The organism is Streptomyces sp. CA-294286 (assembly GCF_050947155.1).
Lineage (GTDB): Bacteria > Actinomycetota > Actinomycetes > Streptomycetales > Streptomycetaceae > Streptomyces.
Genome location: NZ_CP192005.1, coordinates 3438404 through 3457608, shown reverse-complemented (window position 1 = coordinate 3457608; position 19205 = coordinate 3438404). Strand labels below are relative to the sequence as shown.

The following is a 19205-nucleotide window of genomic DNA, read 5'->3' as shown; positions in this document are numbered from 1 at the left end:
GGTTCGGCGAAAGGTCATGGGGTGGCACCCGTACGGATCGGCACCACGTCACACGGCGTGCGGTCCTGCTCTTGGCCGGGGAGGTAGACCGGCCGTGCGGAGAACTCGTAGGTGACGTCGCCGTCGGTGACGAGGTGCATGTACATCTGCTCATCGGCGAGCGAGGCGAGGATCTGGCTCATGGCCCAGCGGTTGGTCAGCCACTCGAAGGCCGCCCTCTGCGCGGCGAGCCCTTCCATCCGCCAGGCGACTCGCCTGACGCGGATGCGGAGTTGTGCCACCGCGCGGGCTTCGGTGGGGGTCGCGTATCCGCCAAGCTGGTAGCCCTGTAGCTGGACACCGGTCGCGGCGCGGTAGCCGTTGACCTGCACCCAGTACCCCGCCAGCGCACGGGTTTCCGTCCGGGGTAGCAGCATCGTGTCGTTCACGCGGCACCCCGCGGTCCCGGGCCGCAGAGCTGAGCGGGGACGTTGCTGCTTGCCGCTGTCGGCCGGAGCGGAACCGCGGCGGTGGACGGGTGCCTGTTGCCGGCCGTCATGAGCCCACCAGCACAGGTACCGTGCGTGCGGCGGGGGCAGGTACGAAGCCCTGGGGCAACGGGAACCGCGGTTGGCCCAGGGCCCGCCAGCACAACCGGTTTCCCGTGAATGCGCTCCGGGCGTGGAGCCAGCGGCTGTTGTCCAGGATGTAGCCCTGCCCTGGCGCCCGGGGCAGCCGCACCTGGTGGTACTGGAGTGCGGTACGGAGCAAGGGCAGGTGGGGCTGCACGATCGGGCTGAACCGGGCCAGTCCGTCGAGTCGGAGCCGTACGGAGACACGCTGGTCGTCGTAGACGGTGAAGACCTGTGAGGGGTGCCCGTCACCGCCCCCGAAGTAGGCGGTGCGGCGTTGGCTGAGTGCCCGGGCAGCTGTGCCGGAACGGGTGCTCAGGTCGAGGTGGACGGCGCGGCCGTCGACCAGGAGGCAGTCGCCGCCGGTTTCTGCGGGCTGCCCGCAGACCAGCAGCATCAGTCTGGGCGGCGTCGGGGTGCCGGAGCGTTCCGTGTGGGGTTCCAGAGGGCCGTTCCCCAGGCCGGCGAATCCGGGACGGTGGGCGTGCCGCCCGGTGTCGTAGAGCGTGGTGAGGCCGTCGGAGTCGGAGTCTCGGTGCGCGGTGACGGTCATGAGCCGGGTGGCCAGTGTCAGCACGTCGGTGCGGGAGGAGAGCCCGGTCAGGGTGACGAGGCCGGTGTGCCGCAGTCCTGCGGCGATGCGGTCCAGAGCTCCGGGCAGGGTGGTGTTCACGTGGTGGTGGGTGAGTACGGTGTCCGGCCGCGGGTGGGAGGCGTGGCGCATTCCGGGACTCCTTCGCGTCGGGTGGAACACCAACCTGAGGGCGTACGGGTCAGGGGTAAAGCGACAGATTGTCGACCTGCTCAAATCGCCCAGCTGGTCCGCGAGTTGCTGGCCGCGTGCTACGTTCCGACGACCCGCGAACCGCCGTGAACGTGAGGGACTGCGATGGCCTACACGCCCCCCACCTGGCCCGTTTCCGTCAAAGGTGTAGCCCTGGACGCACTGGGCCGCGTGCTGCTGCTCAAGAACGAACGTGAGGAGTGGGAGCTGCCAGGCGGCCGTCTGGAACCCTCCGACGCCTCCCCCGAGGAGACCATGGAGCGGGAGATCAGCGAGGAGTCCGAATGGACGGTCAAGGCCGGTCCGCTGCTGGACGTGTGGATCTACCAGCCCCTGCCGGAGACGAAGCCCGAGCGGCGCGTCGTGATCGTCACCTACGGCTGCACCGTCCTCACCCCGGGCACCACGCCGGTGCTCAGCCACGAGCACAAGCAGGTGGGCCTGTTCAGCGCCGACGAGGTTCCTGGATTGCACATGCCCGACGGGTACAAGCAGTCGATCGCCGCCTGGCACAGGCGCCGGGGGTGAGGCGAGGTGCCCGGCAGCGAGGTGGGAAACCGGCCGTCCGCACGCCACGCCTTGTGGCACTGGGCAACCCCCCAGGCGCAGGCGCTTCTTGCCGCACGTGAGCTGGGGCCGATCCTGCGGTTCTACCGGACGGTGCACGGCATCAACCAGACCGAGCTGGGGTCCCTGCTGGGCTACGACAAGACGATGGTGTCGGCGATGGAACTGGGCAAACGGCCCTTGAATGACGCCACTGCACGACGCCATGTCGCTGAGCAGCTGCGCATCCCCCCGCACGTCCTGGGCGTCACCGACGCCGCCGACACCGACCACCGGGCGATGCTCCAGTTCGGCCAGTCCACGGTGCGGCTCGCGGAGGTTGCCCGCCAGTCCGGTCACGCCTCCGAAGCCGTCGCGGAGCTGTGGCCCTTGGTGGCCCGGTTGGAGGCGCGTATCGAAGACGGGCACACGGAACGTGACGTGCTGCGCCTCCTCGCCGAAGCAAGGGTCGGTCTCGGCGTCGCCCTGGGGAACGTTCTGCCCGAGGAACGCCTGTCGACCGCCGCGAGCTGGACGGGCAAGAGCCTGAGGATCGCCCAGTACTTCGACGAACCTGCGTTCACGTCGCAGGTGCTGCGCATGCACGGAAACGAGCTGCGGAAAGCTCACCTCACCGGGGCCGCTGTCGACCGCCTGCAGCAGGCCGTGGCGCTGGCCCCCGACGACACCGCCCGCGCCGCAGCTCTCCCACTCCTTGCCCGTGCGGCCGGGGCCCTGTGCGACGGTGCCCTCTTCGACTCCGTCGTGCGTGAGGCGGACGGCCTGCTGGACCATGCGGAACACACGTCGCTGTTCAACCCGTTCGCGCTTCACGAGATCCGTTTGCGGGGGCTCGTCTCGACTGGGCGCCCGGACGCAGCGATACGACTCGTAGACCACGCCCCGGACGCAATGGGGACGGGTGCTCAGTGGGCGGTGATCGCCCGAATCACCAGCGCCCGGGTGCGGCTCCTGGGCGGTGACCACACCGGGGCTGAGGAGTCCTTGACGGTGGCGCTCGGAGAAGCGGTCCGTCAACGTCTTCCGCATCAGTTGCAGCGCATCATCCGCACTGCCGCGGGCCAGTTGCCTGACGTGCGGGACGCGGCGGGTGCCGCCCTCGACGGGATACGGAGTGAGATGGCCGCCTAACTCCCGGCCCTCAGGTGCTACTCGGCGGCCACGTGGGCCGACCGTACCCATGGTGGCGGCCATTACGGCCTTCCGGCGGCGGTCAGGAATGTGGCCCACGTCGTCCGCCCGTCGTCAGAAACGCCCCATCCGTCCGCGAACGCGTCGATGAGAGCCAGTCCGCGCCCTGACACGTCTTCGCTGCTGGCCGGACGCAGACGGGCCGGCGCCGGATTGTCGTCCGTCACCTCGATGTGCACCACGCGGTCTCGGTACCTGATCCGCAGAGTTCCGTCGCCCCACCCGTGAACGATGGTGTTCGTGACCAGCTCGCAGACGCTGAGAACGATCTCCGGGACCGCGGGGCCGTGGAGGCCCCATGCCTTCAGGACGGCAGCCGCGGAGTGCCGCATCCCCTTCACGTGCGCGGCATCAGGCGCGAACGCCTCGATGAAGACCCTGCACCCCGCTTCTGCGCGGTTGGCGTCTTGTGGCTGCGGGTGGACCTTCAGGGCCGGACCGCTCAGGTCCCGATGGCCCGTGGTGGCCTTCCCTGTCTCTGTTTTCGCCTTCCGGGGCTCTGCCCCACGGGCAGGGGCCGTGTTGCTGTCGGTACCCCTGTCAGCCGGGCACGATGTCGCCTTGCGGAGCTTGGTCATGGGTCTATCGCAGCGCACCCTCACAACGCCCACCAGGGGAATCTAAGGGGGGAAATTTTTGTCAAGGGGGGAATTTACGGGGGGAGTTGTGGCCATGATTGGATTCCGACGCCCACAGAGGTCACACTCATGCCAGCAGATCCGTTCGGCGAACTACTCCGTACGCTCCGGCGAAAAGCCGGCCACACGCAGGAACAGCAAGCCGCCGCAATCAACGTCGTCTCCGGCCGGGAGACCATGACCCGGCGCGAGATCAACCGCTACGAGCATGGTGAGCACATCCCGACCAACCACACGCTCGCTTACGTCGCGGTGGTCTGCGGTATCAACCCGGAGGAGTTACAGCGAGAAGCGGTTGCTGCGCGTGCCAGGCGGAAGCGGAGGGGCCGCTGTGAGGGAGAGGACCCGGACGACGTGAAACGTCGCACTCTGCTCGGGGGCGCCATCATCGGGGCCTCGGCAGCTGCCGAACCTTGGGGTCGGCTCGCCTACGCGCTGAGCAAAGGGAGCAAGATCGACACCAGCTCAGCGGTGGCTCTTATCGACCGTGCGGGCGCCCTTCACGTGAGCGAGCGCCACCTCACGGCACGTGAGCTTCAGGGCATGGTCGAGGCGCACCTTGACGCGATCACCGCAGCATTGCCAAGGGCCAGCCAGCACGAGAGGGCTCTTACGATCGCAGCGGGTGAGACAGCGGCACTCGCCGGATGGACCGCATGGGATCTGGGCGACCACGACCGTGCCCGCGCCTACTACAAGGTCACCTCGGACTGCGCAGACGCAGCCGGCCATCCACCTCTGCGTGCCCTGGCCCTGGCCTACGCCAGCTATGGGGCCGCCACTCCCGCGCAGGCGGTGGAGTACCTGGCCCAGGCAGGCGAATACGTTCGCGGGCGGGGAAATGCCACAGCGGCAGCCTGGATACACGGCCGGCACGCAGAAGAGGCCGCCCATGCCAGGGCTGAGATCGACGCTTTGCGTGCCCTCGACCGTGCGCGCGTCGTCTACGACTTCGCCGATCACACCAGCGAGCAGCCGTGGGTCCAGTTCATGACCCCGTACCGTCTCGACTCCCTGACCCTGTCGGTGTACGGGCACCTCGGCCGGCAGGAACTCACCAGCACAGCAGACGTCGCCATGAGCCGGTTGGGGACCGATCTGCCCGACTCTGGAGTGGTCGTCCTCGGTGATCTCGCGGCTGCACTCCTTCGCGGGGGCAACGTCGACCAGGGGGTGCACGTCACACGGCAGTTCGCCGCTGCGACGGAGGCGCGCCCGAACACGATGGGGCGTGAGCGCGCACGGTCCATCGCTGCCCGCCTCCCCGACAGTGAGCAGGAACTTGCCCAGCATCTCGGGCAGTTCGCTGCCTGACCTCCGGCCCGGCCTGTGAACTCCGAGGCCGGGCCGGAGTTGGCATGCGGTTCTACTGCACGGAGGTCTCTTCCACTACCCAGCGCAGGTACTCGTCGGACCCGCCGGTGACAGGCAGCGTGATCCACTCCGGAACGTCGTAGGTGTGTGTCTCTGCAACCCACGCGGCAAGCTCGGGGAGACGGTCCGCGGTGGTCTTGTACGAGATCCGCCATTCCTGCGCTGTCTCGATGGCGCCCTGCCACCGGTAGATCGCGGTGAACGGCTGGTCGATGTGAGCGCAGGCGGCCAGTCGGGCTTCAACCGCGCCCCGCGCGAGGGTCTTCGCCTGCTCGTCGTCGTCGATGGTCGTCTGGGCAATCAGGATCTCGCTGGACATGCAACTTCCTCCCTGCTCGGTGTGCTGCGACCCTACCGAGCCGACCTGCCGAACCGTGAGGCGCGGCGGGAATGGTGAAGGCCAACGCCGGGATGCCGCCTGCCGAAAGGCGGTGGAGGAGCCCGGCGACTGCACACCCCGCTCAGCGAGTTTGCTCCGTACGGCGTCGCTGCGCCCTTGCGGATGTCCTCAGCAGGTATGTATTGGCGGGGTAGCTTCCACTGCCCGACGCGGTCGTACTGCGTTTCATGCCTGGGCTGCCCGGGAAGCGCACCGTCGGCGGGCGGCTTCGAGGTCGGGGCTCACGCCGCGTCGAGGGCCGGGCCGGGTCCAGGCGGTGATGTTGCCGAGGAACGCGGCGCCCCACCAAGGCAGGATGAGCAGGCCCGCGTAGTAGGACGGCCAGAACAGCCATGCCACGGCGCCGCCGGAGAGCAACGTGACGACCGGTGGGAGCCCGAAACGGGCCCACAGCGGGCCTCGGCGAAGGGCTCGGACGGTGAGGCGCCCAGTGGCGAACGCGATCAGTGCGAACGCGCTGAGGAAGGCGACGACCAGGGCGGAGTCCATGACCGGGACCCTACCCAGCGGCATCGGGCGGTCCTACCCGGCCCTACCGAGTAGCACGCGTGAAAGGTCTCGGCGGGAACTCGCGGCGTTGCAGTCGTCGCCCACGCCGTGGCGGGCGAAATGATGAAGGCCCCCGCGCATCGGCTTCAACGACGGGGGCCTTGTTACACCTCTTGGAAAGTGCTCCCTCAGCCTAACAGTGCGTAGTGGGAGCCCTCGCGCCTCGAACCGGCACCCATCATAGGTATTCTACTATGAAGAGTGTTTTTCCGAGGGGAGCGCGCCGTCATGGCGAAGCCATTGCTTTTGGGGCGCAAGGAGATTGCGTCCGTCTACAACATTGCGCCGACGGCGGTCAGTGACAACTGGGTGCCCCACGGCATCCTCGCGTACGAGGATGCCGTGATCGTGTCTGGCAAGCCGTTCTGGCCGGGGGGCTTTGTGGTGTCTCTGGCGCTGCCGCCCGGCAAGCATGGCCGGCAGCTGGATGTGGGGAAGCTGGAGGCATTGGAGGCGGAGCAGGGGGCGGGGGTTCGGCCGATGAAGAAGGGGGAGCTGCCGCCGCTGGTGGGGGCGCAGGAGTACTCGACCCTGTTCGGGGTGACCCAGTCGCATGTGTCGAAGGGCTTGAAGCGGCTGCCCGCATGTGATTACCACCTGTCCGGTTCCCGGGTGTGGTTGCTGACGTCTGTGCTGGATGCGGCCGAGGAGACGATGGCGGGGTCACGCAACGGGACGTGGCGGCTGAACACAGAGGTGGTGGAGGCGCTGCGCTCGGGGACGTACGACGGGCCGGGGTCGGCTTTCGTGAAGCGCGGATTGGCGGCGAAGAAGTAGGTTCGCCCTTCGCGACCGAGGGCCTGGAGGGGCACATCTCCGGGGTCTCGGTCGGATTGCGGCGCGCTTGACCCCACCCTCATTGATAGTAGAATTGCCAGAAGAGAGGAGGGGGTGCACAGAGCATCGCCGCCTGTGTCGCAAAATAGGCCCCAACACTAAAAAGATGAGGAGGATCATGGTTCCCGTACAGCTTGAGCTGCCCGTTGCTCCCCTGCGGCACCCGGAATCGCAGGGCGCGGGGTTGAGCATCCAGGAGCGTTTCGAGGCGTTTCACCAGCTCAACCCGTGGATCCTGGGAAAACTGGAGTCGCTGACTGCCGACTGCGTGAGCAGCGGGTTGGGGCGGGTGGGCATCGGGATGCTCTTCGAGGTACTGCGCTGGCAGTACGGGCGGGCCACTTCCGGTGATCCGTGGCGACTGAACAACGACTTTCGGTCCCGGTACGTACGAATGCTCCTGGAACTGCATCCGGAGTGGTCTTCGCTGTTCGAGACGCGGGGTCTCCGCGCCGCATAAATAGGCCGCAACATTACCATCCGATAGACCTCTTGGAGAGATCATGTCTACCCCTGCTGTTCCCCAGCTCCGCACCCGCAAGCCCACGGGCGTCGTGCCGTGGCCGAAGATCCTGCTCGAAGGCGAGGAGAAGGCGGGAAAGTCCTTCACCGCCGCCGAGTTCACCGGCTCGAAGCACACTGGCCAGGCGTACTGGCTGGAGCTCGGCGAGGACACCGCCGACGAGTACGCCGCTGTCCCCGGGGCCGAGTACCTGCTCGTCGTCCACAACGGCACCTACCGCGACATCCTCGGCCAGGTCGAGGCGGTGCACGCCGAGGCCAAGCGTGCCGCTGCGGCCGGTGAGCCCCCGGTGGTACTGGTGATCGACTCGGTGTCCCTGCTGTGGCGGATGCTCGTGAACTGGGCCAACGGGCGAGCCCGCCGCTCCAACAAGGGCCAGGCGAAGCTGAACCGGGACCCTGACGCCGAGATCAAGCCGTCGATGAACCTGTGGAACGACGCGGTCGAGCGGTGGAACCGGGTGATGTACCTGGTGCGGACGATGCCGGGAATCGTGGTGATGCTGGCCCGGGGCAAGGAGATCGCAGCCGTCGACGGGAACGGAGACCCGATCCCGAACACGAAGGACTGGCGGGTCGAGGGCCAGAAGTCTCTGGCGTTCGACGCGACGGCGTGGGTGCGGTTGCGGCGCGATGAGGTGCCGCAGATCGTCGCCGCCCGATCGCTGAAGTTCCGGGTGCCCCGCGAGGGCAAGCCGATGGAGGTACCGGACTTCACCGTGGAGCGGCTGGTGTTCGGGCTGATGGGCTGTGCTTCTCACGCGGCGCCACAGGCGGCCCCGGAGTTGACCGGCGACCTGGCGGAAGCCTGGCTGCCGAAGGTCGAGGAGTCGGCGAAGGACGGGTTGAACGGCCTCAAGAAGCTGTGGTTCGAGGTCGAGTCCGCGAAGGAACTCGCTCGTCACGAGGTGATCGTCGTGCGGGCTGCCATCGAGAAGAAGGCCGCCGCGCTGAAGAAGCCCGAGGTGCTGTCCGACCCGACGGGTGAGCCCGACGAAGACGACACCAGCGAGGCGGCTCGGCTGCGTGCTGCGGCGAAGGGCCTTGAGTTCGACGACGGTGTCGAGTCGTCGTTCGACGACGAGTTCGCCGCCGCCTGACCCTCCACCCTCTCTTTCTGTCTTACGCCGGGGCCTGCTGCCTGTAGGCCGGGCCTCGGCCTGCCCTCTTGGAGAAATGCTGTGACCACCCTGACCACTGGCAAAGCCCCGATTTCGATCTGGGATGCCGCCCACGCTGTTGATGCCCGCCGGCCGCGCTCGCTTCAGTCCGAGCTGGGGGCGTCGGACACGATCTGTTCGCGCCGGGCCGGGTACATCGTTGCCGGTGCCGAGCGCACGCACGTGGGGGACAAGAAGGCGGCCATCTTGGGGACGTACATCCACAAGGGGCTTCTGGAGGATGCGCGCCGCGAGTACGGGTGGCTGGTCGAGCGGTCGGTGACCGACGGGGTGGTCCGCGGGCACATCGACGTGGTGCAGCTGGATGCCGCGACCGCTGCCCGCCTCCCGAAGCGACACCGCCCGGTGGAGGCCGCCGAGGTGGTGACCGTGGAGGACGTGAAAACGAAGTCGGCGCGGGTGTGGGACCGGGTGGTGCGCTACGGGCCGACGGCTGCGGAGATGCGGCAGGTGTTGTTGTACGCCGACCTGCTGCGGACGGTGGGGTTCGCGGATGTGCCGGGCCAGAGGTACCTGCACCGGCTCGGCCCCGTGGACGTGCAGCGCATCCGGTTCCGGTTCGTGTGCCGGGACACGGGCGAGGAGGAGATCCAGGAGTTCCCGTTCGACGAGTGGCTGGCGATGCAGGCCCGTTGGTGGGTGGACCGGGTTCTGGAGGCCGATTCGCCGGAGGAGCTGCGCCGGGATCACGACGGGCCGGGATTGTCGGCGGTGTGCGACAACTGCCCCTTCCGTGACGCCTGCTGGGAGGGTGCGGTGCCGGGGGCTCCGGTGCAGACGGTCCTTGTGCACGACGACGCCGACCGCGCGAAGGCGTTGGCGGACTACGTGCGTGCCCACGAGAAGTTCAGGGAGTCGAAGCGGGTGAAGGAGCTGGCGCGGGCGATGCTCGACGACTCGCCGGAGGGGAACTACGGGGCGAACCACCTGGGGTGGGGTGGCGGCAACGACAAGGAGGACACGGACCTCCAGGCGTTGGTGGAGAAGTTCGAGGACGCCGACCTCGTGGTGCCGATGGTTCCGGACAAGGACGCGATGGTGGCGATTCTGCGGCGGGCGGGGATCGTCGTGCCCCGGCGGAAGGTGGCGGGGCAGAAGACGGTCCGGTCCATCAAGGTGACCCGGGCCAAGAAGCTCTGACAGCCCCTGGCGGGCTCCGCGCGTGTGATGCGGGGCTCCGCACCCTTCTTGATCATCTGAACGCCCTGTACGGCCTTGGAGGCCCCCTCGTGACGATTTTGCGCCGCCACCTCAGCACCGGATTCACCGTGCTCCCGACGTCGACCCTGGAGGATGCGCGGTTGTCGTTTCGGGCGCGGGGCATCCTCGCGTACCTGATCGCGAAGCCGGACACGTGGACGGTGCGTACCGAGTCGATCGCGAAGGCGGGCAAGGAGGGGCGGGATGCGATCCGTAAGGCGGTGCAGGAGCTGAAGTTGCTCGGCTACTACCGGGTGGTGACCGAGCGGTTGGCGGACGGGACGCTGCGGCGGGTGACGGAGGTGTACGACACGGCGCAGGAGTGGGCGGCGGAGGAGTACGACCGGTTCGAGGCGGGTCGCCTCACGCGTCAGATGGTGCGCCGGTGGGAGCGCGACGATCAGGACGCCGAGGGTCAGGAAGTCGACCGGGGCACCGAAGACGGGTTTTCAGGCGTCGGTGGATCAGTCGCAGGTGAACCCGTCGCAGGTGGGTCAGGCTTTATAGGTAGTAACCAGAGTCAATATCCAGAGATAAAGACTCCCCCTACCCCCAGGGCTGTTACTGCTGGTGGTCCGGTGGAGGGAGAGCGGGACCGGCCTCAGGTCTTGCAGGAGAGCGAGGCGGCACCTGTGCGTCTGCACGTCGTGCAGGGGGGTGGGTCTACTGCTGCGGCTGCTGCTGCGGTTGAGGGTTCGCAGGGTGAGGGATGCAAGGTGCACCCGGGGAAGCCTGGGAAGTCGTGCCGGGCGTGCGGGACGAGTCCTCGGGTGCAGCGCGAGGCGGAGAAACAGGCAGAGAGGGAGCGGTGCAAGGATGCCGAGCGTGAGGCCAATGAGCGGGTGCTCGCCCAGGTGCGGGAGCGTCCGGGGGGTGGGGACCTGTCTGATCATGCGCGGAAGCGGCTGGAGGAGATGCGCCGTATCCGCAAGGGGATGGGCGGCGGCGGAAGGGGCGGGGAGAACGAAGGGCGAATAGGCCGCAACAAATGGATATGATCTTGTCGCAGCCGTCCGCTTGGCACCCCCAAGGTCGCGTAGTAGAATTTGAATACGCGGGAGAGGCCCGCCACCACCTCTTGGAGCCCGGAATGACCGACCAGCAGCACACGGATCAGGAACAGAGCGACGCCCAGTCCTTGCGCCTCGCCAAGTACGCGAGGCTTATCGAGGCCGACCTCACGGACGCGCTCGCCAGCGGGTTCGGATGCACGCTCCGCTCGATCGCCGACCGGGTGACCGTGATCGTCGACCTTCACCGCTACCGCATCCGAACGCAGCGCCTGGCCGGCGGGCGGTGGGCCCTGATCTCCGTCGCCACCGCCCAGCAGCCATGGGGGCCGCGCACCCTCACCCTCATCCTCCAGCCCATCGAGAGCGCCCTGGTGAAGCTCCTCTTGGACGTGCACGTACGCCTCATAACCGCCATGGCCGACGACGACAACCTCATCCGCTACGGCGTCGACACCGGGCACCGGACGCACACGGACGACGACTTCGAGGCCATCGTCTTCAACCGGAGCGACCGCGCATCGTACGTCTAGAAATAGGCCGCAACAGTAGAGAGAGTCTGGTTATGGATGTTGATGCTGCCGTTGCAGCCCTGCGTGCCGAGTGCGGGCCCGAGGAGCATGAAGGTGCCGCCGTGTACGGCGACGTGCTCGACGCGCTCGACGCCGCAGACCTCCACCCGTACATCGAAACGCGCGGCGGTCTGGCCGTGTGCGCCCTCGCCGAGGACGGCACCACGTTCATCGTCGCCTCCAACGGAGCTCTGCCCTGGAGCCGTTCCCCGCTGCCGGGCTGGCATGTCACCCACGTCCCGGAGGACGAGGTGCGCCCGCCGTGGCGCTGCCTCGTCCTGGACACGCTGCCCGCGGATGTGTGCTGCGAGCCGCCCGGCACGCTCGACCTGGCACTGGTCACCGAAGCGGTGCGCGCACATGCCGGCTGCTGCACGAACGCACCGAGGGCGAGGACCTGGTGAACCTCACCGACGACGACAGGCAGATGGCGGTGCGGGACTTCTTCACCCCGGACCGGCTGCTGGCGTTCATCGACCTCCGGGACGTCCACCGCGTCACCTCCTTCCACCCGGCCGCCACGGCGGTAGTCCGGCTGGAGGGTGAGCCGGATGCCGGCTGCCGTGCACGGTTCACTCCCGGCCCCGACGGCTTCCACTACTCGATCGATGCGGCGAGCGGGCGCCGGTACGGGAACCTCACCTGGCCGGAGGTCGGCAGGCACATCGGCGAACGCCTCACACCGGTGCGGTACGGGGCGCTGGTCCAGGCGGTCACCGCCGGGCAGGCCCACGAGGACGCCTACGTGTCTTGCCCGCTGCCGTACCGCACCCCGCAGTTGTGGCACGACCTGTTCTACCGGCAGTGGTCCGCCCGCCGGGCCACGCTCGCGCTGAGCGCGTCGGCAGCCCTGGACGCGATCCTGCCCGCCGCCGTCGTCCACCCCGCCCTGTTCTCACTCTCCCCCTCACTTCTGGAGTTCTGCTGTGATCGCCGCGACCAAGTCCGCTGCCTGGATGAGTGACGCCCCCTGCGTTGCCGTCAGCGGATACATCCCCGACAACTCCCTGCTGCGCCAGCCCGAGAAACTGGGGCAGGTCGCCGCACCGCTGATGCGCCGGTGTGCGGAGCTGTGCCCGGTCCTCGCCGAGTGCCACGAGCGTGTTCGCCCGGCGGAGAGCCGGTTCGACGGGGTGTGCGCGGCACGCCTGTGGGTGGACGGGCGGGTGGTGGCCACCGCCGACGGGGCTCCCGGCCTGGTCAAGCTGCCCTCGCGGGCGGGGATGTGCGGTTCCAGTTCCGGAGTGGCGGGGCACGAGCGCCAGGGCGAGCCGCTGTGTGCCCGCTGCCAGGAGACTGCGCAGCGCGCCGCCGTACGCCGGGCGGGGGCGGCAAGCATCCGCACCCGCAAGCAGCGCCGCAAGTCGCTGGCGGCGGCGTCGTGACGGACCCGAGGATCGTGCTGATCGCGGCGCTGCACGACGAGCTGCCGGGGATGTCGTGGGGGGCGTGTGTGCATCTCGCGGACGCCGTGATCGCACGTCTCGCCGACGACGGAATCGCCCTGGCCGCTATCTCGGATCAGCGCCCCACTTAAGGCCCTGACCTGCGAGAACTCGATTGACACCCCCTTTTCCCATAGTAGAATTGGACTAGAAGGGGGAGGGGGAAAACACCTCCCCGCCCACACGAATCTGCACCAAGGAGCACCCCCATGGGAGCCACCGACTTCACCGCTTTCGCGGCCGGAACGGACATGAACGAGGCGTTCCGAGCCGCCCGCGAAGAAGCCGCTCACGAGCACGGCCGCAGCGGCTACTCGGGCAGCGTCTACGAGAAGGACCGCGCCGTGCTGATCGATTCCACCGTGGGCACGGAGATGGACGCCAGCACGCTCGCCCGGGACCTGATCAGGGCCGATGACCCGCGCATCCGCGACAAGTGGGGGCCGGCCGGGGCCCTGCCGTTCGTCACTGCCGAGGGCGAGCACCACTGGCTCTTCTTCGGCTACGCCTCCTGCTGAAGCCGGTGGGGTGCACCGAACAGCCGGTGCGCCCCGCACCACCACGTACCAAGGAGCACCGTGGGAACCACCAAATTCTTCACCGTCGGCACCGGCCCCGACATGCAATCCGCCTTCACCGCCGCCCATGACCTCGCTGTCCAGCGCCGATGGCGTCGCGCCCCGGGCCGCCTCGCCACCAAGACCGAAGCCGTCCTCATCGAACCCGAGGTCTACACGTACAAGGCCGCCCTGAGACGCGCCGAGGAACTGCTGAACGGCTTCGACCCGCGCATCGAGGACAAGTGGGGGCCCGCCGGAGCCCTGGAGTACTCACCCGAAGGCGACGCACGCAGCTGGCTGTTCTTCGGCTACGCCCCCAACTGACCCCCGCCAAAACCCGCACCGCAGGCCAGTACGGGCCTGGCACCCACACCTCTTGGAAATCCGGAAGGACAGGCATACCCATGCCGCACAAACGCCTGCCGCTGCTCGCAGTCGGCGACGTCATCACCGAACTCGACCTGAACTCGGCACAGATAGGCCGGGCCACCGTGGCCATGGAACACATGGTCCGCCTGGCGTACCGGCGACGCCGGGGGAACAAGATCCGCCTCGGTTACGAGGAGTTCGCCGACCAAGTGCCCGAGTGCCACTGGGTGCTGCTGTTCGAGGTGTGCGCGCTCCTCGACCTCGGCCGCCGACGCCAGGCGTGCACGCTCATCGCCGCCCAACGCCACGTCGAAGCAGGACGCCACCGCACCCCCGCCACGCACAGCAGCAAGGACAACTGACCATGACCCGACGGAGCTACACTTTCAGCGCCCACCAGGAGCAGCACCTCCTGACCCGCCTCATCGGCCGGGCAGTCGCCGCCCAGGACGGCGAACACCTTCCCGTCATCGAGCACACGGGCCAGCTGTTCTTCCTGTGGCGCCGCTCCACCCCCGATGCCCGCTCCCACGTCCTGCTGTCCTCGGCCTGGCAGGCCCGCACCGCCGGCTGGCACCTGATGCGCGACCCGCAGGAACGATTCGCCGCCGAGCTGTGCAACTACGCGGCCCAGTGGGTGTACGAGAACTACGGCACCGAGGAAGGGTTCGCCTCGACCCCGCATGCCTCCTGCCTGGCCGACGCGCTGGCACGCGACTACGACGACATCACCGTGTCGTGGGCGACCGCGATCACCTTGACCGCCTGGGGCCAGCGCGCCGCCGAGGGAGCCCGTTGAATCGCGGCGAGTACGTGTGGCTGCGCCAGGAAAACGGCCGCCCCCTGGCCGACTCGGCGGGCACGCCCATCCGGTTCGAGATCGGCGGCGTCGATTCCACGCCGTCCGGCACCTGGTACCTGCTGTCCACGCCTCACACGACCGCACAGGACATCTTCGGCGGCTGGCACACCGGCCAGCGCCTCACCCTCACGGAAGGACCCGTTTCATGAGCATCACGATCACCCACACCCGCGCGGAGGGAACCCTCGTCGAGGGCACCGGCAAGGGTGACGGTACCGACGCCGCACTGAGTCGACGCAAGGGCGGCCTGGGCTTCAAGTGGTCGGGGATGCTGGGCTGCTGGTACCTGCCGCGCAGCCGTGACAGCCGAGCGGACACCTACACCATCAACCAGCTCGCCCAGCGTCTGCGGGACATGGGCTTCACGGTGACCGTCAGCATCGACGAGGACCAGCGGCGCACCTTCGCCGAGGCGGAGGCCGACCGGGAGGAGAAGGCGGAGGCCCGCGCGGAACGCTTCGGCGAATACGCGGGCAACGCGGCCTCCCGCTCGGCGTCGCTCTCCGGCAGCGCCCACCGCATGGGGGACGCGATCCCGTTCGGACAGCCCATTCTGGTCGGGCACCACTCGGAGGGGCGCGACCGCCGCTACCGGGAGCGTATGGACACCACGATGCGCAAGAGCTTCGCCGAGAGCGACCGCGCCTCGCACTGGGCCGGGCGCGAGCAGGCGGCGGCCAGCTACAAGGAGTTCCGCAAGAACCCGCCGCGCACACTGCGCCGGATCGCCAAACTCGAAGCGCAGCTTCGACGGGTGGAGAAGTGGCAGGCGGGCAAGTCCGCCGGCGGGGACACCGTGAACATCGAGAACCCGGACGTCGTTGCGGAGCTGGCCCGTGAGCATCTGGAGCTGACGGAGGAGATCGCCCACTGGCAGGACGTCATCAAGAAGGCGGAGGCCGAGGGGTTCAAGGTGTGGTCGAAGGCCGACTTCGCCAAGGGTGACTTCGTGCGGTGCCGGGGGCGCTGGTACGAAGTGATGCGGGTGAACGTGAAGTCCGTGTCGGTGCCGCACATCTTCACCGGCCAGCGTCTGGTCACGGCCGCTGACATGGTGCGCAACCTCACCGCGACGCTGCCGTACGACGAGGTGACGGGCAGGCGGTCGGCCGAGGAGATGGCGCAGATCCTGGCTGACGCAGCCCAGTAGGGCGGGGTCTGCGGATTCCGGAGAGGTACCCGACCCCCATTTCATAGTAGAACCTGAACAAAGGGGAGGGGGGTGCTCGCCCCCCTCCCCGCACCCGAGGAGAACCACCGGCATGAACAACACTCCGATTGCCCAGCACCCCAGCGCGCCGAACCGCTACCTCGAAGGTCTAGCCCCGACGCCGCGCAACATCATCAGCGCCGTCCGGGCCTTCGCCCGCATCGACGAACTCGGGTGGGCCGCGCGCGGCGGATACCCCGGCAGCGATGTCCTGTGGGAGGTGACATGCCTGGTCGACGGCTGGCAGGGTCTGCGCTTCTACTCCCACTTGCGCCGCAACAAGCCGATCAAGAGGCATCAGGGCTGCGCCGCTGCCGCCGATCACCCGCGCGCGCTCGCCGCCCTGGCCACGTACGCCACAGGAGTGTGCACGTGCCGCACCACCCACCCCGTCACAGTCCACGACGTCACGGCGGCCTTCGGTGCCGTCGACCGCGCGTGGCAGCTCGGCGCTCCGGACGCACTGAACCAGGCGCTGGGACGGCTCCTGGACCCGTGCCCGGCGATCGCCCTACGGGCCCAGGCCGTTGCCGCTTTCGCTTCTCACTCCCACTGAACCTGAGGACCTTCTCCATGGCGCACAACAGCTCACACACCAGGGACCGGCTGCCCCGGCTCGGGGTGTGGCGGATCATCTTCCAGGACCCGAAGGAGGACCGGGGTTCGTGGTCGTATGCGATACCGGCCCGTGCTGCCCGTACCGAGGCGCACGCCCGCAGGGCGGCGAAGGTCCTGCACCGTCAGGCCCGCGCCCGCGCAGACGACGGCGCCCGGTGGCGGGGGCTGACAATCGGGGAGGTTTTCCTCCTCCCTGCGACCTTGTCGGCGGACCGGGCAGCGGCATGGGCGGCACTGGTGGACTGCGGGGCGCTTTCGGTGTCGGCGGGATGGGTAAGGGCGGGCCGTGGCATCCACGCACGGGATGAAGCATGGCGCGAGGAAGTCCGCGACCGCCACGAGCGATACCGCGAGCAGCTGGTGGCGTGCAGCATTTCACTCGCCTCAATGATGGGCACCCTCGCGGGCACGGGCGCCGAGTGGGATGTGGAGCCGTACCGGGATGCCGTGGGGCGGGTGGACTGGGACGCGGTGCGCGCCGACATCCGGCACGGCGCGATGAGCGAGCTGAGACAGACGCCGTACGGGCTGATCTGGATCAACCACGGTTGAGAGAGCTGAAGGTGAGAAGTTGACCGTCCCCCTACTCATAGTAGAATTGGATTACAAGGTGGGGGGGCCTAACCGTCTCGCTCTCCGCCCCCGGCCAGAAGGCCGGGGGCGGCCTCACACCCAGCACCCAGCACCCAGCACCCAGCACCCAGCAAGGAATCACCCATGCAGCTCGACCTGTTCGCCGCCCTCCAGGACGACGACACCCCGAAGCCTCCCGCACCAGCGCCCGCCAAGCCGCCGGTCCGCCACGAGGTGCCCGCCCCGCCCATCGAGACCCGCGCGAGCAGCAGCACGGCTGTGCCCGCCCGAACCGCTCCACCGCGCACTCTCCCGATGGGCAAGATCGCCGACCCGAGCCAGTACGCCTTCAACGTGGGCGAGGCCGTCGCGAACACCTGGCACAAGAACCACGGCGGAACCCGCATCGAGATACCGATCGGCATCGTCGCCTCGCTCGCGCTCATCGGGCAAAAGGACAAGAAGGGCCCGGACCTGAAGGCACAGATCCTCGCCCAGAACGACCGGGACCTGTTGGAGATGTACCGGCAGATCTGGGCATCACACTGGATGCGCCGTCCCGACCTCGTGGAACGCGCCCGCATCCTCCACGAGTGGGCCAACGAGGAAAAGCACACCCGTCACGAGCTGCACATGGTGCGAGCCGTCACCAAGACCGCACTGGACAAGGGGCTGTTCGACCTCACTGGGCACGCCGACCCCTACCTGCGCTCGCAGGCCGATGTCCTGTCACCGACACTGACAATGATGCGCTCGACCGGCGCCATGCAGGGCCTCGGCGAGTTCCACACCCCACCCCAGGTCACTGACGCCATGGCCTGGGCCGCGCTCGCCGACCTGAGCGCCGAAATCAGCGACGACGGGAAGTCGCTCGCTCCCGGGCAGAGCATCCTTGACCCCGCAGCCGGCACCGGGGGCATGCTCCGCTCCGCCGCCCAGCAGATCCGCCACCAGGGCCTCGATCCGGCTGACTTCACCTGGGCGATGGTCGACATCGACCCGATCGCCGCAGCGTGCGCAGCGGTCAACGCGATGGTGTGGGGGCTCGGACCGCGCGTCACGGTGGCCTGCGACGACTCCCTGGCCAATCCTCGCGCCGTTGAGGACGCAATGAAGCAGGCGCGTGGGGCGTTCGAGCACAGGGACAGGACGCTCGGGCAGGCGAAGATGATCGCCGCGGTCCGCCAGATGCAGGGGCTCCTGGGGCGGGTTGCGGGGACCGCCGCATGAGCCTGCGTGTGGTGAGTTACGGCGGCGGGGTGCAAAGCACCGCCCTGATGGTGCTTGCCGCCCGCGGGGAGCTCCCCTACAAGACGTTCCTGTTCGCCAACGTCGGCGAGGACAGCGAGGACCCCGAAACTCTGGAGTACGTGCGCCGGGTCGCCGTCCCCTACGCGAAGGCCCACGGCCTGGCCCTGCACCTACTGGACCGCACCCTGCGCAGCGGGGAGACGGAAACGCTGTGGGGTCGCATGACCCGGCAGGGGTCGCGGGCGCTGCCGATCCCGATCCGTATGTCGAACGGGGCCCCTGGAACTCGTGGCTGCACCCGGGATTTCAAGATCCAGGTGACGGGGCGGTGGCTGCGGGCGCACGGGGCGTGCGCAGCCGATCCGGCGACGGTCGCGGTCGGGATCTCCCTGGACGAGATCAGCCGGGCCAGCAACCGGCGCACCGAGCGTTACGAGGACGTCGTCTATCCGCTGCTGGATGTGGGGATGCGTCGGACGGACTGCCAGCGGGTCATCGCGGATGCCGGTCTGCCGATGCCGCCGAAGTCGGCGTGCTGGTTCTGCCCTCTGAAGCCGCTGGGGAGCTGGAGGGAAATGCGCCGCGACCGGCCCGCCCTGTTCTCCAAGGCATGCGCGCTGGAGACGGTGTTGAACGAGATGCGGGCATGGGACGGCAAGGGAGCAGACCCGGTGTTCCTTACCCGTGCCGGCCGCCCACTGATCCAGGCAGTCGAGGCGGCGCAGGAGACGCTGCCGTACGACGTCGGGTGCGATTCCGGATGGTGCATGACGTAACCCGCACACTCCCTCTGACCTGAATGAACGTAGTTGACCCTCCCTCCTTTGATAGTAGAATTTGATTAAGAGCTGGGGGGAAACCCAGCACCCACACCAAGGAGA

28 protein-coding genes are annotated in these 19205 nt (G+C 68.4%); 23 read left to right on the top strand and 5 right to left on the bottom strand.

Annotated features, from left to right (window positions below):
• Positions 1–14: 14 nt before the first annotated feature.
• Both ACQPZG_RS20185 and ACQPZG_RS20180 read right to left on the bottom strand, forming a co-directional pair.
• Entirely contained in the window at positions 15–428 is a 414-nt protein-coding gene (locus ACQPZG_RS20185; protein WP_433547139.1) for a hypothetical protein, read from the bottom strand.
• A gap of 106 nt (positions 429–534) precedes the next feature.
• A complete protein-coding gene (locus ACQPZG_RS20180; RefSeq protein WP_433547138.1) occupies positions 535–1335 on the bottom strand; it encodes a TauD/TfdA family dioxygenase in 801 nt (266 codons plus the stop codon).
• A 165-nt stretch (positions 1336–1500) separates the two neighbouring features.
• Here ACQPZG_RS20180 and ACQPZG_RS20175 point away from each other — a divergent pair, with 165 nt between their 5' ends.
• Positions 1501–1923 (top strand): NUDIX hydrolase, encoded by a 423-nt coding sequence (locus tag ACQPZG_RS20175; protein WP_433547137.1) that lies wholly within the window; start codon positions 1501–1503, stop codon positions 1921–1923.
• 6 nt (positions 1924–1929) lie between these two features.
• Positions 1930–3093, top strand: a complete 1164-nt coding sequence (locus ACQPZG_RS20170) for a helix-turn-helix domain-containing protein (protein ID WP_433547136.1) — start codon at positions 1930–1932, stop codon at positions 3091–3093.
• A 62-nt stretch (positions 3094–3155) separates the two neighbouring features.
• Here ACQPZG_RS20170 and ACQPZG_RS20165 read toward each other — a convergent pair whose 3' ends face one another.
• Complete coding sequence (locus ACQPZG_RS20165) at positions 3156–3731, bottom strand: ATP-binding protein (protein ID WP_433547135.1); 576 nt, start codon at positions 3729–3731, stop codon at positions 3156–3158.
• Between the two features lie 129 nt (positions 3732–3860).
• Between ACQPZG_RS20165 and ACQPZG_RS20160 the strand changes: the two genes are divergently transcribed.
• Complete coding sequence (locus ACQPZG_RS20160) at positions 3861–5105, top strand: helix-turn-helix domain-containing protein (protein ID WP_433547134.1); 1245 nt, start codon at positions 3861–3863, stop codon at positions 5103–5105.
• 52 nt (positions 5106–5157) lie between these two features.
• Here the strand turns inward: ACQPZG_RS20160 and cutA are convergent, their stop codons facing one another.
• Both cutA and ACQPZG_RS20150 read right to left on the bottom strand, forming a co-directional pair.
• Positions 5158–5484: a divalent-cation tolerance protein CutA gene (gene cutA / locus ACQPZG_RS20155; RefSeq protein ID WP_433547133.1), complete on the bottom strand. Its 327-nt coding sequence runs from the start codon at positions 5482–5484 to the stop codon at positions 5158–5160.
• Between the two features lie 246 nt (positions 5485–5730).
• The gene (locus ACQPZG_RS20150) at positions 5731–6054 is read right to left on the bottom strand and encodes a hypothetical protein (RefSeq protein WP_433547132.1); all 324 of its coding nucleotides are present in this window, start codon (positions 6052–6054) and stop codon (positions 5731–5733) included.
• Positions 6055–6342: 288 nt separating this feature from the next.
• Between ACQPZG_RS20150 and ACQPZG_RS20145 the strand changes: the two genes are divergently transcribed.
• The 20 genes from ACQPZG_RS20145 to ACQPZG_RS20050 all read left to right on the top strand — a co-directional run bounded on the left by ACQPZG_RS20145 (position 6343) and on the right by ACQPZG_RS20050 (position 19100).
• A complete protein-coding gene (locus ACQPZG_RS20145; RefSeq protein ID WP_433547131.1) occupies positions 6343–6891 on the top strand; it encodes a hypothetical protein in 549 nt (182 codons plus the stop codon).
• A gap of 178 nt (positions 6892–7069) precedes the next feature.
• Positions 7070–7411, top strand: coding sequence for a hypothetical protein (locus tag ACQPZG_RS20140; protein WP_433547130.1), 342 nt, complete (start codon positions 7070–7072; stop codon positions 7409–7411).
• Between the two features lie 43 nt (positions 7412–7454).
• Positions 7455–8573, top strand: coding sequence for a hypothetical protein (locus tag ACQPZG_RS20135; RefSeq protein ID WP_433547129.1), 1119 nt, complete (start codon positions 7455–7457; stop codon positions 8571–8573).
• 81 nt (positions 8574–8654) lie between these two features.
• A complete protein-coding gene (locus tag ACQPZG_RS20130; protein ID WP_433547128.1) occupies positions 8655–9794 on the top strand; it encodes a PD-(D/E)XK nuclease family protein in 1140 nt (379 codons plus the stop codon).
• Positions 9795–9883: 89 nt separating this feature from the next.
• Positions 9884–10852, top strand: a complete 969-nt coding sequence (locus ACQPZG_RS20125) for a hypothetical protein (RefSeq protein WP_433547127.1) — start codon at positions 9884–9886, stop codon at positions 10850–10852.
• Between the two features lie 92 nt (positions 10853–10944).
• Positions 10945–11397, top strand: coding sequence for a hypothetical protein (locus tag ACQPZG_RS20120; protein WP_433547126.1), 453 nt, complete (start codon positions 10945–10947; stop codon positions 11395–11397).
• Between the two features lie 32 nt (positions 11398–11429).
• The gene (locus ACQPZG_RS20115) at positions 11430–11840 is read left to right on the top strand and encodes a hypothetical protein (protein WP_433547125.1); all 411 of its coding nucleotides are present in this window, start codon (positions 11430–11432) and stop codon (positions 11838–11840) included.
• A complete protein-coding gene (locus ACQPZG_RS20110; RefSeq protein ID WP_433547124.1) occupies positions 11837–12400 on the top strand; it encodes a hypothetical protein in 564 nt (187 codons plus the stop codon). Before ACQPZG_RS20115 ends, ACQPZG_RS20110 begins: the two co-directional genes overlap by 4 nt.
• Entirely contained in the window at positions 12393–12821 is a 429-nt protein-coding gene (locus ACQPZG_RS20105) for a hypothetical protein (protein ID WP_433547123.1), read from the top strand. The genes ACQPZG_RS20110 and ACQPZG_RS20105 overlap by 8 nt, the downstream gene beginning before the upstream one ends.
• The gene (locus ACQPZG_RS20100; RefSeq protein WP_433547122.1) at positions 12818–12973 is read left to right on the top strand and encodes a hypothetical protein; all 156 of its coding nucleotides are present in this window, start codon (positions 12818–12820) and stop codon (positions 12971–12973) included. The genes ACQPZG_RS20105 and ACQPZG_RS20100 overlap by 4 nt, the downstream gene beginning before the upstream one ends.
• Before the next feature lie 117 nt (positions 12974–13090).
• Positions 13091–13399, top strand: a complete 309-nt coding sequence (locus ACQPZG_RS20095; protein WP_433547121.1) for a hypothetical protein — start codon at positions 13091–13093, stop codon at positions 13397–13399.
• Positions 13400–13459: 60 nt separating this feature from the next.
• The gene (locus tag ACQPZG_RS20090; RefSeq protein ID WP_433547120.1) at positions 13460–13765 is read left to right on the top strand and encodes a hypothetical protein; all 306 of its coding nucleotides are present in this window, start codon (positions 13460–13462) and stop codon (positions 13763–13765) included.
• Positions 13766–13845: 80 nt separating this feature from the next.
• Entirely contained in the window at positions 13846–14172 is a 327-nt protein-coding gene (locus ACQPZG_RS20085) for a hypothetical protein (protein WP_433547119.1), read from the top strand.
• Positions 14173–14174: 2 nt separating this feature from the next.
• On the top strand, positions 14175–14609 hold the full coding sequence (locus ACQPZG_RS20080) for a hypothetical protein (protein WP_433547118.1): 435 nt from the start codon (positions 14175–14177) through the stop codon (positions 14607–14609).
• Positions 14606–14821: a hypothetical protein gene (locus ACQPZG_RS20075; protein ID WP_433547117.1), complete on the top strand. Its 216-nt coding sequence runs from the start codon at positions 14606–14608 to the stop codon at positions 14819–14821. The genes ACQPZG_RS20080 and ACQPZG_RS20075 overlap by 4 nt, the downstream gene beginning before the upstream one ends.
• Positions 14818–15822, top strand: a complete 1005-nt coding sequence (locus ACQPZG_RS20070) for a DUF3560 domain-containing protein (RefSeq protein ID WP_433547116.1) — start codon at positions 14818–14820, stop codon at positions 15820–15822. The genes ACQPZG_RS20075 and ACQPZG_RS20070 overlap by 4 nt, the downstream gene beginning before the upstream one ends.
• 112 nt (positions 15823–15934) lie before the next feature.
• Positions 15935–16438 carry a hypothetical protein gene (locus ACQPZG_RS20065; RefSeq protein ID WP_433547115.1) on the top strand — a complete coding sequence of 168 codons (504 nt, stop codon included), beginning with the start codon at positions 15935–15937 and terminating at the stop codon, positions 16436–16438.
• Between the two features lie 17 nt (positions 16439–16455).
• A complete protein-coding gene (locus tag ACQPZG_RS20060) occupies positions 16456–17052 on the top strand; it encodes a hypothetical protein (protein ID WP_433547114.1) in 597 nt (198 codons plus the stop codon).
• 165 nt (positions 17053–17217) lie between these two features.
• Entirely contained in the window at positions 17218–18303 is a 1086-nt protein-coding gene (locus ACQPZG_RS20055; RefSeq protein WP_433547113.1) for an N-6 DNA methylase, read from the top strand.
• Positions 18300–19100, top strand: a complete 801-nt coding sequence (locus ACQPZG_RS20050; protein WP_433547112.1) for a phosphoadenosine phosphosulfate reductase — start codon at positions 18300–18302, stop codon at positions 19098–19100. Before ACQPZG_RS20055 ends, ACQPZG_RS20050 begins: the two co-directional genes overlap by 4 nt.
• The last annotated feature ends 105 nt before the right edge of the window (positions 19101–19205 follow it).

Coding starts and splice junctions, on each gene's coding strand:
- ACQPZG_RS20120 (WP_433547126.1), top strand. CDS start 10,945: ATGACCGACCAGCAGCACACGGATCAGGAACAGAGCGACGCCCAGTCC.
- ACQPZG_RS20150 (WP_433547132.1), bottom strand. CDS start 6,054: ATGGACTCCGCCCTGGTCGTCGCCTTCCTCAGCGCGTTCGCACTGATC.
- ACQPZG_RS20160 (WP_433547134.1), top strand. CDS start 3,861: ATGCCAGCAGATCCGTTCGGCGAACTACTCCGTACGCTCCGGCGAAAA.
- cutA (WP_433547133.1), bottom strand. CDS start 5,484: ATGTCCAGCGAGATCCTGATTGCCCAGACGACCATCGACGACGACGAG.
- ACQPZG_RS20145 (WP_433547131.1), top strand. CDS start 6,343: ATGGCGAAGCCATTGCTTTTGGGGCGCAAGGAGATTGCGTCCGTCTAC.
- ACQPZG_RS20105 (WP_433547123.1), top strand. CDS start 12,393: ATGAGTGACGCCCCCTGCGTTGCCGTCAGCGGATACATCCCCGACAAC.
- ACQPZG_RS20065 (WP_433547115.1), top strand. CDS start 15,935: ATGAACAACACTCCGATTGCCCAGCACCCCAGCGCGCCGAACCGCTAC.
- ACQPZG_RS20060 (WP_433547114.1), top strand. CDS start 16,456: ATGGCGCACAACAGCTCACACACCAGGGACCGGCTGCCCCGGCTCGGG.
- ACQPZG_RS20080 (WP_433547118.1), top strand. CDS start 14,175: ATGACCCGACGGAGCTACACTTTCAGCGCCCACCAGGAGCAGCACCTC.
- ACQPZG_RS20055 (WP_433547113.1), top strand. CDS start 17,218: ATGCAGCTCGACCTGTTCGCCGCCCTCCAGGACGACGACACCCCGAAG.
- ACQPZG_RS20070 (WP_433547116.1), top strand. CDS start 14,818: ATGAGCATCACGATCACCCACACCCGCGCGGAGGGAACCCTCGTCGAG.
- ACQPZG_RS20085 (WP_433547119.1), top strand. CDS start 13,846: ATGCCGCACAAACGCCTGCCGCTGCTCGCAGTCGGCGACGTCATCACC.
- ACQPZG_RS20140 (WP_433547130.1), top strand. CDS start 7,070: ATGGTTCCCGTACAGCTTGAGCTGCCCGTTGCTCCCCTGCGGCACCCG.
- ACQPZG_RS20180 (WP_433547138.1), bottom strand. CDS start 1,335: ATGCGCCACGCCTCCCACCCGCGGCCGGACACCGTACTCACCCACCAC.
- ACQPZG_RS20115 (WP_433547125.1), top strand. CDS start 11,430: ATGGATGTTGATGCTGCCGTTGCAGCCCTGCGTGCCGAGTGCGGGCCC.
- ACQPZG_RS20175 (WP_433547137.1), top strand. CDS start 1,501: ATGGCCTACACGCCCCCCACCTGGCCCGTTTCCGTCAAAGGTGTAGCC.
- ACQPZG_RS20135 (WP_433547129.1), top strand. CDS start 7,455: ATGTCTACCCCTGCTGTTCCCCAGCTCCGCACCCGCAAGCCCACGGGC.
- ACQPZG_RS20095 (WP_433547121.1), top strand. CDS start 13,091: ATGGGAGCCACCGACTTCACCGCTTTCGCGGCCGGAACGGACATGAAC.
- ACQPZG_RS20165 (WP_433547135.1), bottom strand. CDS start 3,731: ATGACCAAGCTCCGCAAGGCGACATCGTGCCCGGCTGACAGGGGTACC.
- ACQPZG_RS20050 (WP_433547112.1), top strand. CDS start 18,300: ATGAGCCTGCGTGTGGTGAGTTACGGCGGCGGGGTGCAAAGCACCGCC.